A 13,050-nucleotide genomic window follows, 5' to 3' on the forward strand; every position below is an offset into this window, starting at 1 on the left:
GTGCGGGCACCCCCGACCTGAACGCTAGCGCACGAATGCCTATGAGTCCATGACTAGATTTCACGCATCCAGCAGTTGTCACGCCCCTGCGCGAAGATACGCGCGGGACAATGCTTTCAGCTCGGAAGGATTACTTGATGAGGTCACATGCGTTGCTGTCGCGAAGAACGTCCTTGCAGTTGGCTGACCTGCGGAAATCATCATAAAACAGCGACCATTCGCCGGTTCCAGCCGCACGATATGGCCCGAATTTGAAGTACTGGTTCTTGCCCAATCCGGGATCGTTGTGGCCGATATAGCCTTTGATTGTCGAGATCCAGAGGCCGTTGGCGAAAATCTCGATATGGCCGGTTCCGTCCGGGCCGGGTTTCGTCATGATCGCAAAGTCGATCCACCCGGAGTCGGGAGAGGGGAGGCTGTTGCCGCGGGTCGTGATAGTGATTTTGTCGGTGCATGCCGAGAAGAGGCCGCCATCTTCCGCGACCCAGTTGTCGTCGGTCGCGACAAGCGCCCGCATCTGGTTGGTTTCTGGCCGCAACCAAACCGGGGTTGACCCTTTATCGCATGTCACGGCTGTGCCCTTGGTCCCGGCGGAGACTGGCGGGTGATAATTCGTTTCCACAGTGATGAAGAGCTTGCCCTTGTTGAGCCGCACCGCCAGAAACGGGCTGAAGTCGCCTTTTGTTCCGGGGCCGATCTCACGCTTCCACTGCGCAATCACATAGCGATGGTCGTCTTGTGGGATGGGTTCGGCAAACTTGACTGCAAAACCATACCAGACGGCTTGGTCGTAAGGAACACGAAGCTCGGTTTTTTCCCAGATTTCCGCCCTTTCGCTGCAGTTTTCCGTTGTTGCCTTGCAACCGGATCGCACGCTCAGTTTCAAGGCGCGCGGTCCGGTGCGGGTGACCGCACTCTGGAACTCGACCGTTCCCGCTTTCTGTTCATCATTATCGCGGTAATAAAGCCCGCCGGTGGGTGAAAAATCTTCACCATCGAAAGTATCGAAAAGGGGTGTGTTCAATGGATCGGCAATCGCTGAGACTTGGACAAACAAGGTGGATAGAAGCAGTGCCACAGCACATGTCTTGATCATTGAAGAAGGTTCCCCTCAAGCTTCGGGGGCTTCCGGTCGCGGGAGTTGCGGAAAAGCAGCATCACTTGCTCGGCTTCGGAGCCTGCATCCGGCTTGTTCCTTCCGGTTGCCTCAATACTGCTCATCTTCAGGTTTTCCCCACCCGGCGCCAATATCGTCACCTTGTCCTGTACGCCGCGCAGTTTCTTCGCACCCAGCGTCACCCAGTCACCACCGCAATAGTTGGTGAACGCCTCGCTGGCGATAATCGGATGGTCGGGATAGAGCCTTGTCAGCCCCTGCAAGCGCGACACTTCATTGACGGCGCTGCCGAATGTGGAGAACGTCAGTCGGTCCTTGAGGCCGACATTGCCGAACATCACGTTGCCGACATGTAGGCCCATTCCATAGCGGACCTCGTCGAGGCCCTTCTTCTTCCGCTCGTTGTTCATGTCGGCCATGGCTGCCGTTGCCTGCCTTACCGCCGCCATTGCCGCGCGCGCCGCGATCTGCGACGGCTCCCGGTGACGACCACAGGGATAGACTGCGAGGAACCCGTCTCCGACAAAACTCGTAATCTCGCCGCCATTCTTGTTGAACGGCGCGGCGATTGCATCGAAAAACTCGTTGAGCGTGTCGATATAGACCTGCCTGCCCGCCTTTTCGGCAAGGTCCGTCGATTGTCGCATGTCGCCCATGACGAGCACAGCGCGAATGGTCTCTCCATCCCCGCGACGAATCTGGCCGGATAACACGCGCTTGCCAGCATTGCCGCCAAGATAGGTGGTGACCATATTGTCTGCGAGCTTGCCGAGCACCGCCATCTTTGCGGCGATTGCCAGGCTGTTCTGGATATTCAGCAATGTCTCCACCACGTCGTCACCGAAGCCGCCGGGGATATCTGTGGTCCAAGAGCCGACCATACCCTGACTGTTGCCATCGCCGAAGGATTGCACGAAGGCGAGATAATCGGTGGCTCCGATTTCCTTCAATTCATCGAAAACCGGGAACTCCGATGGCGCAGATGGGTCGATCTGACGACGCAGATATTGCAGGTTGTTGCTAAGCAGATGGAAATAGGGGCTCGTGAGAAACCGCTCTGCATCCTTCTCGCTGGTGGAAGCACGAAAACCCTCGATTTCCATGCCCTTGCCGCGTATCCAGGTGAAGCCGAGCGCGTCGTAAAGCGGATGCAACATCGAAAAACTTAAATGGACGCGCATCAGCGGCACGCCAGCCGCCGCCAGCCTTTCACAAAATCCCTCGGCCAGAGTTTCGAGGCTCGCGCCATTGAGCGCAGATTGTTGTAGCCAGTGTAAAACCGGGCTGAGCAATGTTTCGGAAATAGGAATCCGGGGGACATCCATCGCTTGTTATTCTTTCTAGCCGTCAGCCACGTCATGGCCGGTCGTCAGCAAATCATTGCGACCAATATAGCGTGTAATCGCGGCAAAGCCAGTTTCACTAAAGTAAAATCGCTCGGTTTCCGGTGAACATATAGTTACCCATCGGCGGCATCCTTGACAGCTGGCCCGTAAATCCGCCACTGAAGGATATCAATTGCCGGAGAGCTATGATCTTGACCGACTCTGCCCCGCTTCATGGGAACCTGTTTTCAGCTATCGCCAATCGCTCGGCGCGCGTGGGGGTTATCGGCCTCGGCTATGTCGGCTTGCCTCTGGCGATGACCATCGCCAATAGCGGTTTCAGCGTCATAGGGTTCGATATCGACCCCGGCAAGATCGTCATGATAGACGATGGCAAATCCTATATCGAAGCCGTGTCCGATACGGTGCTGGGGCGTCATGTTGGTGAAGGCCGTTTCAGTGCGACGACTGACTTTTCAAGTCTCGGCGATTGCAATGTCATCATCATTTGTGTTCCGACGCCGCTGACCAAACAGCGGGACCCCGATCTGTCATTCGTCGTCAAAACCTGTGACGCGATTGCCAGAACGTTGAAAGCCGGTCAGCTGATCGTGCTGGAATCCACCACCTATCCCGGCACCACCAATGAGGTGGTACGGCCTGTTCTGGAAAACACGGGCCTGCGTTCCGGCGTGGATTTCTTCCTCGGCTTTTCGCCAGAACGCGAGGATCCCGGCAACCGCGATTTCGAGACCTCAAGTATCCCGAAGATTGTCGCCGGTGATGGCCCAGAGGCCTCGCAACTTATGACCGCCTTTTACGGAGCTGCGGTCAAGACTGTCGTTCCGGTCTCATCCAATGCCACCGCCGAGGCGGTAAAGCTGACGGAAAATATCTTCCGGGCAGTCAATATCGCTCTCGTCAACGAATTGAAGGTCGTCTACGAGGCCATGGGCATCGATATTTGGGAAGTGATCGAAGCCGCAAAGACTAAGCCGTTTGGCTACATGCCGTTTTATCCGGGGCCGGGACTTGGCGGTCATTGCATTCCCATCGATCCGTTCTACCTGACCTGGAAATCGCGCGAATATGAATTGCCGACGCGTTTCATCGAACTTGCCGGTGAGATCAATTCGGCTATGCCGCGTCATGTCGTCGACCGTCTTGCCGAAGCGCTTGATCGCCGCCACGGAAAAGCCGTCAGCCGCTCGAGCGTGTTGATAATCGGCCTCGCCTACAAGAAAAATGTTCCCGATATCCGCGAAAGCCCGTCGCTTAAACTGATCGAACTGATTGAGGCCCGTGGCGGAACGACCGATTATCACGATCCCTTCGTCTCAACGATCCCGCCCACGCGCGACTATATCGAACTTCACGGTCGCGCCTCGGTCGAGCTGACGGAAGAGGTTGTCAGAAATTTTGACGCTGTGCTGATCGCCACCGATCACGATCAGATCGACTATCAGGCGCTGGCCAAATGGGCGCCGTTGATCGTTGATACCAGAAATGCGTTCGGACGCCGCGCCATCAGCGGCGATAATATCGTCAAGGCATAGTCACCCTCAGGTCGGGTCGCAGCCGTGCATCATCGGTCGCGGTCGACTTTATGTCCGCCGTTGTATAAGCGGACGTCTCGGACATTTGCAGATTGAAGAACAGATCATGAGTCGTCTCGACAGTTTTATCCGCCGTCTTTGCGCCCAGCGTGATATCCTGAACAGCATTGCAGACGATGTCCGCGCAATTCCCGGAACGATCATGGAGCTTGGTCTCGGTAACGGCCGCACATATGATCATATCAGGGAGCTGTTTCCGGATCGCCGGATAATCGCTTTCGATCGCGTGGCCCGTTCTTTCGAAAGTTCGACACCTCAGGGCGACAATCTGGTCGTCGGTGAGATCAAGGACACGATTGGCGATTATCTCGGCATCGAGGCAGCGCTCGTGCATGCCGATATCGGCACTGGTCATCAAAATCTGGATGCGCTGACCCTAACATGGCTCCCCGACGCTGTGGCCTCGCTCCTGAAACGTGGCGGCATAGCCGCCTGCGGATTGCCGCTCGAACATCCTGAATTGACGCCCATGCCTCTGCCGCACAGCGTCGCCGCGAACCGCTATTTTCTTTATCGCCGTCATTAGCCACATTAAAGCTGTGCAGTTTGCGGCACTAAGTTCTCTCAACCATTGTTATCCCGCTTTTAAGTGAGGCGAGATACTTCCATTTTGCTGCAAACGCACTACAAATATACTGGCAAAAGCGGAGGAGGTTTCGCGAATGCATAGATATAGACAGAGCGATTGACCGCGTTGGCGCGATAGCAGCACGGCCCGGCGGGCCATCGATCTCAAAACGGGACTTCATGGAAAAGAACCTCGCTCGCTATATCTGGTCCACGACACGCGCCCAGCAAGCCTGGATTCTCTTTGTCGTCGCCGTCTCGATGATCCCCTATTTTCTCTCGTTCGATCTGCCCAAGCAGATCATCAACGGCCCCATTCAGGGCATAGGGTTCGAGAAGCCGGGCGCCACACAGACTTTCATGCGCATCACCTACGATTTCCCGATCCTGGGCGAGGTGGTGTTCTTCAACGGGCTGCAGCTTACCCGCATCCAGATGCTGATCGGCCTCAGCATGGTTTTCCTGCTGCTGGTCGTGATCAACGGGCTCTTCAAGCTCTATATCAATACTTATAAGGGCAGGCTTGGCGAGCGGATGCTACGCCGCATCCGTTTCGAGCTGGTGGACCGGGTGCTGCGTTTCCCGCCATTCCATTTCAAACGCGTCCGCTCGGCGGAAATCGCCACCATGATCAAGGACGAAGTGGAGCCGCTTGGAGGCTTTACCGGCGACGCCTTTGTGCAGCCGGCGCTTCTCGGCGGGCAGGCCCTGACGGCGCTCGTCTTCATTCTGATGCAGAATTTCTGGCTCGGCATGATCGCGGCGATCATTGTTGCCGCGCAGGGCATTATCATTCCCCGGATGCGAAAGCGGCTTCTGGAACTGGGGCGCCAGCGTCAATTGTCGGCGCGGGAACTTTCGGGCCGCGTCGGCGAGATCGTTGACGGCATCAGCGCCATTCACAGCAACGATACGTCGAATTTCGAGCGGGCCGATATCGCCAACCGGCTGGGACACATCTTCTCTATCCGCTATGATCTTTATCAGTGGAAATTTCTGGTCAAGTTCATCAACAATTTTCTGGCTCAGGTCACACCATTCCTGTTCTATATGATCGGCGGTATTCTGGCGCTTCAGGGTCGGCTCGATATCGGCCAGCTCGTCGCCGTCATCAACGCCTATAAGGACCTGCCGGGTCCGCTCAAGGAACTGATCGACTGGGACCAGAACCGCCAGGATGTCCAGGTGAAATATGCACAAGTGGTCGAGCAGTTCAGCGTCGATAATCTCATCGCCCCGAAGGTGCAATCGGTCCGCTATGACACTGTTCCTGCGCTCGACCAGCCGGTCGTCATCAGCAATGTCACAGTGCAAGACGACAGTGGCGCGCCGATTTTGGAGCATGTCAGTCTGGAGCTGAAGCCGACCGAAACCGTCGCGCTGATCGGACCTGCGGGCAGTGGCAGCGATGTATTTGCCGAACTGTTGGGCCGACTTGTCTGGCCTGCAACCGGGCGGGTCGCCATCGACGGTCATGATCTTCTCGAACTGCCTGAATCGGTCACCGGACGGCGCATTGCCTATGCATCGGGCGACGGCTATTTCTTCAGCGGTTCTTTACGTGACAATCTGCTCTACGGGCTGAAACATGCGCCGCTGACCGAGGTCGCCTATGAAGGCGACGAAGCGGCAAAACGGCGCTGGCAAATCGCAGAGTCGCGCCGGGCGCGAAATCCCGATTTTGATCTTAATAGCGACTGGGTGGATTACGCGGCGATGGGCATTTCGGGACGGGACGGGCTCTACGCCGTCGTGCGCCCCATCCTCGACGCAGTGATGGTCACCCATGACATTTTCGATATAGCGCTTCTGTCGAAGGTCGATACGGTTGCGCATCCGGAATTCATCTCCCGCATCGTGGAACTCCGGCAGGCGTTACGTAAGCGGCTTGACGGCGGTGATATGGCGGCGTTGGTCATTCCCTTTGAGCCGGATGTCTATAACGCGCAGGCGACGGTGGGTGAAAATCTGCTGTTCGGCGTGCTCGACCGCTCCTCCATGACCATCCGGCAACTGGCGGCGCATCCGTTTTTCCGCGAGGTAATCGGCGAGGACGATCTTCTCGCCGATCTTTACGCCATGAGCCTCGAAATCGCTGAAAACGCTATCGAGCTTTTCCGCGATCTGCCGCCCGACCACCCGTTCTTCCAGCAACTGACATTCATGCGTCCGGAAGACATTCCCGAATATGAGACGCTTTTGCAGCGGGTGAAGGGGCTCAGTGTTGATGCGGTTTCGGACGAAGACCGCGTCAACATCGTACGTCTCAGCTTCTCCTATATTGAGCCACGGCATCGTTTCGGCCTTCTGACCGACGCGTTGAAGGCCAAGATTCTCAAGGCAAGAACACGCTTTCTGCGCGATACGCCGGACGACCTGCGCGCCATGATCGAGCCTTACGAACCGGACCGCTTCATCAAGCACGCCACGCTGCTCGACAATCTGCTGTTTGGCAAGATCAGCTATGGACAGATGAATGCGTCGGACAAAATCCGGTCGATCCTCATCGATCTCTTCGAGGAAACGGGCCAGCAGCGCACAATCCTGATCATCGGGCTTGATTTTGATGTCGGCTCGGGCGGCAAGCGACTGACCAGTGTGCAGCGCCAGAAAATCAATATGGCGCGAGCGCTGCTTAAACATGCTGATTATGTCGTGTTCAACCGGCCGCTGCCATCATTGGATCAGCGTATACAGTTTCAGATCGCGGGAAATATTATGCATACGCTGCATAAAGAAGGTCATAAACCCGCGATAATATGGGCGTTGAGTAATTTTTCTCTCGCCAGAGATTTCGACCGCGTTATCGTGTTTGATCATGGACGGGTGGTTCAGGATGGCACCTATGAGGCGCTGATGCAGGAGGATGGACCGCTTAAGGATTTGCTGTCGTAAGGCGGGATGAAAGGGAAGATCGATGTTGTTGAAGGATGAAGTCGAAATGCTGCGGCGCATGCCGTTCTTTGCTGGTATAGAACCGGCGAAGCTAAAGCTTCTCGCCTTCACCTCTGAGCGCGTGACTTTCAAGCCCGGTGAGACGCTGTTCCATCAGGGCGACATATCCGATGCCGCCTATGTGATCCTTCTGGGTGGTGCGGATATTCTGGTCGATTCACCGGGCGGCCCCATTAAGGTTGCCGATGCACAGCCCAATTCCATCGTCGGAGAAATTGGCATTTTGTGCGATATGGGGCGCACCGCGACGGTGAGAGCAGCGACGCCTTTGGAGACCTTGCGCATCAGCAAGGAGCATTTTACGAAAATCCTCGGTGACTATCCGGAAATGGCCATCACGATCATGCGGGAATTGGCGAAGCGGCTAGGCCAGACCACCGCTGAACTGACGCAGGAGCGTAGCCGCAATCAGAACATACACTGATTGAAAGAAGGTTTTGGCGCGATGATGCGGCCCGAAACATCGCTCTGTTCATTTGGCTGTTGCGGAATTGATGACAATTTAATCCGCTGGCGGACGATGATGGTATCGTGGAATAAGCTGGCTTTGTTAAATCCCTTTCGTAAGTTACTATCGAGTGAGCCAGCCGCGTTCTGAAAAACTTCTTTGTTAGATGAGTAGGAACGCCTAAGCCAAACGCTGAAAAGCATTTATCAAATGTGCCAGCGGACTAAACTATTGAAAAGCTTTTACTTCATCATTGAATGCAGCGTTGCGGGGGAGTTTTATGAGGCCGTTTCGCGCAGTTGTACTGGTATTTTCGGTGGTTGTGGGATGTGCCGGGCCTCGCGCTGTCACTGGATTGGGTACGGCTGAGCAGTCTTATTCGCGGTCAGGCGATGTGGTTCCTCTCATGGTTGCTACGGTTCGGGATCGTTCAGACGACCCAGAAATCGCCTATACACGCGCGCGTTCGGATGCGCTGAAGTTCTCCACCATAGATGTTCGCATTCCACACAATCACCGGCCCGGATCGGTGGAAACGTCTGCGTCCAGGCCAGATCCCCGACGGCAGTTCAGCGCAACCAACTATTTGAGCCTTTCAAATGGAGAGGCCATGGTTCGTGAAATCAACCGGCGATTATCCGAGCGGCCTGCATCGCAGCGCGAAGTGTTTATCTTCGTTCACGGCTATAATAACAATTTCGCAGAGGGGCTTTTTCGCAACGCCCAGATCGTGCATGACTATGACGTTGGGTCTTTGCCCGTTCATTTTTCATGGGCTTCAGCCGGTGCACTGACACGTTATCTGTATGATCGTGACAGCGCGCTCATTGCCAGAGATGGACTGGCTGAGACGCTTCAACTTGTGGCGCGCTCAAAGGCGACCGGGATCATTGTCGTCGGTCATTCAATGGGGGCGGTTGTCGTGATGGAAGCGCTGAGAACCCTTTCCATCCGGGATCAGAGAAAGGTGCTTCAGCGGATCAAGGGGGTGCTTCTTGCTGCGCCAGACCTCGACCCTGATCTCTTCAGGAGCCAGGTGAATGATATTAGTCATTTGCCGCGACCTTTCACTATCGTTGTTTCGCGTCGGGACCGCGCCCTCGATATTTCGCGCCGATTGACTGGAGGCGAGCCTCGTGTTGGGAGCGGCGCTGATATAGCGTTCCTGCAAAACAAGGACATTCAGGTTCTTGATGTCTCGCAGGTGGATCGTGGCGGGCACACCCTGTTCGCCAGTTCTGACACACTGATCAAGCTTCTGGGATCGGGTAACTTCTTGCGTCAGTTCTTGACTGATGAATATGCAAGTATGGACGATGCATTTGCCGTGGCGGGGCAGGGCACACTGGAACAAGCTTCGCTGGTGCTTTATCTGCCAGCCAGGATGATCAAGCGCCTCGCCAATCGATAGAAGAATTTCGAGGGACGCCGCCAGAGCTTTTATACGCTCTTGAAATTAAAATGAATTGCAGCTGCGAACTCAATTTTCACACACTGATATTTAAATTGGCGGTCGCCATGAGTGTCGATAACTTTAAACTTGTAGCAGTCATGGCGCCTTGTTATTATCGACATACTTTACTGCCTTGCCCAGTTTTTACCTCAAGCGTCAACAGCGCAATTAAGTTCTCCAATAGCACAGAGGTGGCTTTTGTAGATGAACAAGGGTTGGCATGCAGAGCTTGAACTTCGGTTTGAGCATAATCGTGAAGTGACGCGGCTGATGCGGCGGCGCCATGTGGGTCCCCTTGCGGTTCAACAGCCTTTTTATCCTGAGAAAGACGGCAGCGCGCATGTCTATCTCCTTCATCCGCCGGGTGGCGTTGCAGGGGATGATGTTCTCGATATTACGTGCTTTTTGGGTCGCAAGGCCAGAGCTGTTCTGACAACACCGGGCGCCACGAAATTCTATCGCAGTGAGCGAGGCCAGAGCGCACAGAGGACAAGGATCGATGTGAGTGAAGGTGGCATATGCGAGTATCTCCCGCAGGAAACAATCGTTTTTGACGGCGCCAGAGCATCCATAAGCACGCATGTCTCCCTGAGCGGTGATGCAGTCTATCTGGGGTGGGACATTTTCAGTCTGGGGCGTCCTGCCTGTCAGGAAAGCTTCGACAGGGGCGAAGTCCGGCAACGGGTCGAAATATTCAGGGACGGAAAGCCAATCTGGTTCGAACAATTTCGCCTTCGTGGTGCCGCACCAGCGGTGAATGCGGCCTATGCATTTTGCGCCAAACCAATTGTTGCCACGATGGTTTATGCCGGTCCGGCTGCGGAAAACGCACTTCAGGCCATTCGCGAAGCGGTGGGTGAAACAGCCAGAAATCTGTTTTCGGCGTCGCGGCTCGAAAGGGTGATTGTCTGCCGCTATCTCGGCGGGCGGATGTCGGAAGCCAAGGCGCTATTTCGCAAGGCGTGGGAGGTTCTACGCGAAATGGGATTAGGAAAACCGGCCACTGCACCGCGCATCTGGGCAACATAACTGACTTTGGAGAGGGTCTACCGATGGAACTATTGCCACGTGAAAAGGACAAACTTCTGATTTTCACTGCAGCATTGGTTGCGGAGCGACGCCGAGCCAGAGGGTTGAAACTGAACTATCCAGAGGTTGTGGCTTACATCTCCGCTGAAATTCTGGAGGGTGCCCGCGACGGTAAAACGGTCGCGGAACTCATGTCCTACGGGGCCACGCTTCTCAGCCGGGATGAGGTGATGGAGGGCGTGCCTGAAATGATCCACGACATTCAGGTGGAAGCCACTTTTCCAGACGGCACCAAACTTGTGACCGTTCACAACCCGATTCCTTAGTGCGTTTCTGAATGACCGAAATTGCTCTTGCTTTTGGTTCTGCCCGCATCTTGTACCGAAAACGCTTGGCGCTTTTCGGTACGCGCTTCAGGAGACGATCATGATACCGGGTGAATATTTCATCGAAGACGGGTCGATCGACCTCAACGACGGTCGCGAAACCTGCACCATTGCTGTCGAGAACACCGGCGACAGGCCGATACAGGTTGGCTCGCATTATCATTTCTATGAGACCAATGAGGCGCTCGTCTTTGATAGGGAGCGAACGAGAGGTTTCAGGCTCAATATTCCCGCCGGGACTGCCGTGCGGTTTGAGCCGGGACAGGATCGTGAAGTCGAACTGGTTGCGCTTGATGGCGACCGTGAAGTCTATGGCTTCAACGCAAAAATCAACGGGAAACTTTAGGAGGGACAGATGGGGAGGATATCAAGGCAGGCCTATGCCGAACTCTATGGCCCGACAAAGGGCGACCGTGTGCGTCTGGCAGATACCGAACTCATCATCGAGGTTGAGGAAGACCGTTGTATCTATGGCGAGGAAGTAACCTTCGGCGGCGGCAAGGTCATTCGCGATGGCATGGGGCAGGGCCAGCGGCCTTCAGCCGAAACCGCCGATTTGGTGATCACCACTGTCATTATTCTCGACTATTGGGGCATCATCAAAGCCGATGTAGGTATCAAGAATGGTCATATCTCGGGGATCGGTAAGGCAGGTAATCCCGATATCCAACCCGGTGTCAACATCATCGTTGGACCTGCAACCGACGTAATTGCGGGCGAGGGCAAGATTCTCACCGCAGGCGGCATCGATACACATATTCACTTCATTGCGCCACAGCAGGCGGAAGAAGCGCTGGCCAGCGGCACCACCACTTTGGTTGGCGGTGGAACGGGACCAACGGTTGGCACGCTTGCAACCACGGTTACGCCTGGTCCATGGGCTATCCATCGTATGCTGGAGGCTGTGGAAGCGCTTCCGATCAATGTGGGTTTATTGGGCAAAGGCAATGCAAGCAAGCCTGAACCTCTGCGTGAACAGATCAGGGCCGGTGCTGTTGGCCTGAAGCTGCACGAGGATTGGGGAACCACCCCGGCCGCCATCGATAATTGTCTTAACGTCGCCGACGAAGAAGATATTCAGGTGGCCATTCATACAGACACGCTGAACGAGAGCGGGTTCGTCAAGGATACTTTTGCTGCCATGAAGGGCAGGACCATTCACAGTTTCCATACGGAAGGTGCCGGCGGCGGGCATGCTCCCGACATCATTACGGCGGCGGGCGAAGAAAATATCCTGCCGTCCTCCACCAATCCGACCCGTCCCTACACCATCAATACGGTCGATGAGCACCTCGATATGCTGATGGTCTGCCACCATCTCAGCCCGAAAATTCCGGAGGATGTGGCATTTGCGGAATCCCGCATTCGGCGCGAAACGATTGCAGCAGAAGACATACTCCATGATCTGGGTGTGTTTTCGATGATGTCATCGGATTCTCAAGCCATGGGTCGCATTGGAGAGACAACGCTTCGCTGTTGGCAAACCGCCCATAAAATGAAGGTGCAGCGCGGCCCCCTGAGTCAGGATAGCGGCCGGAACGATAATTTTCGTGCCAAGCGGTACGTCGCCAAGTATACGATTAACCCGGCGATTACGCATGGATTCGCTCATGAGATTGGATCAATCGAAGTTGGAAAGCGGGCTGATCTTGTATTGTGGAAGCCGGAATTCTTCGGCGTGAAGCCAAGCCTTGTGATGATCGGCGGTATGATTGCGATTGCGCCGATGGGCGATCCCAACGCATCGATCTCGACGCCCCAGCCAGTCCATTACCGTCCAATGTATGGTGTGTTAGGGCGGGCGCTTGGCTCCACAGGCGTCACCTTTGTTTCCAAATCAGCGCTTGATGATGGTATCGGCGAAAAGCTGAAACTCAGCAAGCAATTGGTTGCGGTCAAAGGGATTAGAACGATCCGCAAGAAGGACATGATCCACAATGGTCTTACGCCCAAATTGGAGGTCGATCCGCAAACCTATCAGGTGCGGGTGGATGGCGAATTGATCACCTGTGAACCAGCCGATGTTCTGCCGATGGCGCAACGCTATTTCCTGTTTTAAGCGACGGACGGGGCGTTAGCGGAACCAAAGCGATAGAGAATTTCCTCATTCTTTAGAAACGGGGATGTTTACCGGTACATGAAGGAACAAAATTC

The 13,050-nt window shown here is 55.2% G+C and carries 11 protein-coding genes; 9 read left to right on the top strand and 2 right to left on the bottom strand.

Going from position 1 to position 13,050, the window contains the following annotated elements:
• Positions 1-130: 130 nt before the first annotated feature.
• Both WIX40_RS18020 and WIX40_RS18025 read right to left on the bottom strand, forming a co-directional pair.
• Positions 131-1,096, bottom strand: a complete 966-nt coding sequence (locus WIX40_RS18020) for a polysaccharide lyase family 20 protein (protein ID WP_339441199.1) — start codon at positions 1,094-1,096, stop codon at positions 131-133.
• Positions 1,093-2,442 carry an adenylate/guanylate cyclase domain-containing protein gene (locus tag WIX40_RS18025; RefSeq protein WP_109366135.1) on the bottom strand — a complete coding sequence of 450 codons (1,350 nt, stop codon included), beginning with the start codon at positions 2,440-2,442 and terminating at the stop codon, positions 1,093-1,095. Before WIX40_RS18025 ends, WIX40_RS18020 begins: the two co-directional genes overlap by 4 nt.
• Before the next feature lie 212 nt (positions 2,443-2,654).
• Between WIX40_RS18025 and WIX40_RS18030 the strand changes: the two genes are divergently transcribed.
• From WIX40_RS18030 to ureC, 9 genes are all read left to right on the top strand, one after another.
• On the top strand, positions 2,655-3,998 hold the full coding sequence (locus tag WIX40_RS18030; RefSeq protein ID WP_371834155.1) for a nucleotide sugar dehydrogenase: 1,344 nt from the start codon (positions 2,655-2,657) through the stop codon (positions 3,996-3,998).
• Between the two features lie 106 nt (positions 3,999-4,104).
• Positions 4,105-4,584 carry a class I SAM-dependent methyltransferase gene (locus WIX40_RS18035; protein ID WP_339441202.1) on the top strand — a complete coding sequence of 160 codons (480 nt, stop codon included), beginning with the start codon at positions 4,105-4,107 and terminating at the stop codon, positions 4,582-4,584.
• A 221-nt stretch (positions 4,585-4,805) separates the two neighbouring features.
• Complete coding sequence (locus WIX40_RS18040) at positions 4,806-7,520, top strand: ABC transporter transmembrane domain-containing protein (RefSeq protein ID WP_339441203.1); 2,715 nt, start codon at positions 4,806-4,808, stop codon at positions 7,518-7,520.
• A 22-nt stretch (positions 7,521-7,542) separates the two neighbouring features.
• Positions 7,543-8,004 carry a cyclic nucleotide-binding domain-containing protein gene (locus WIX40_RS18045; RefSeq protein ID WP_339441205.1) on the top strand — a complete coding sequence of 154 codons (462 nt, stop codon included), beginning with the start codon at positions 7,543-7,545 and terminating at the stop codon, positions 8,002-8,004.
• A gap of 634 nt (positions 8,005-8,638) precedes the next feature.
• Complete coding sequence (locus WIX40_RS18050; protein WP_339441207.1) at positions 8,639-9,439, top strand: alpha/beta hydrolase; 801 nt, start codon at positions 8,639-8,641, stop codon at positions 9,437-9,439.
• A gap of 246 nt (positions 9,440-9,685) precedes the next feature.
• Complete coding sequence (locus tag WIX40_RS18055) at positions 9,686-10,510, top strand: urease accessory protein UreD (protein ID WP_339441209.1); 825 nt, start codon at positions 9,686-9,688, stop codon at positions 10,508-10,510.
• A gap of 23 nt (positions 10,511-10,533) precedes the next feature.
• Positions 10,534-10,836, top strand: coding sequence for an urease subunit gamma (gene ureA, locus WIX40_RS18060; RefSeq protein WP_109366128.1), 303 nt, complete (start codon positions 10,534-10,536; stop codon positions 10,834-10,836).
• A 100-nt stretch (positions 10,837-10,936) separates the two neighbouring features.
• On the top strand, positions 10,937-11,242 hold the full coding sequence (locus WIX40_RS18065; RefSeq protein ID WP_109366127.1) for an urease subunit beta: 306 nt from the start codon (positions 10,937-10,939) through the stop codon (positions 11,240-11,242).
• Positions 11,243-11,251: 9 nt separating this feature from the next.
• Entirely contained in the window at positions 11,252-12,955 is a 1,704-nt protein-coding gene (ureC, locus tag WIX40_RS18070; protein ID WP_339441212.1) for an urease subunit alpha, read from the top strand.
• Positions 12,956-13,050 lie beyond the last annotated feature (95 nt).

Origin of the sequence: Ochrobactrum teleogrylli (assembly GCF_037482325.1) — a bacterium.
Taxonomy (GTDB): Bacteria; Pseudomonadota; Alphaproteobacteria; order Rhizobiales; family Rhizobiaceae; genus Brucella; species Brucella teleogrylli.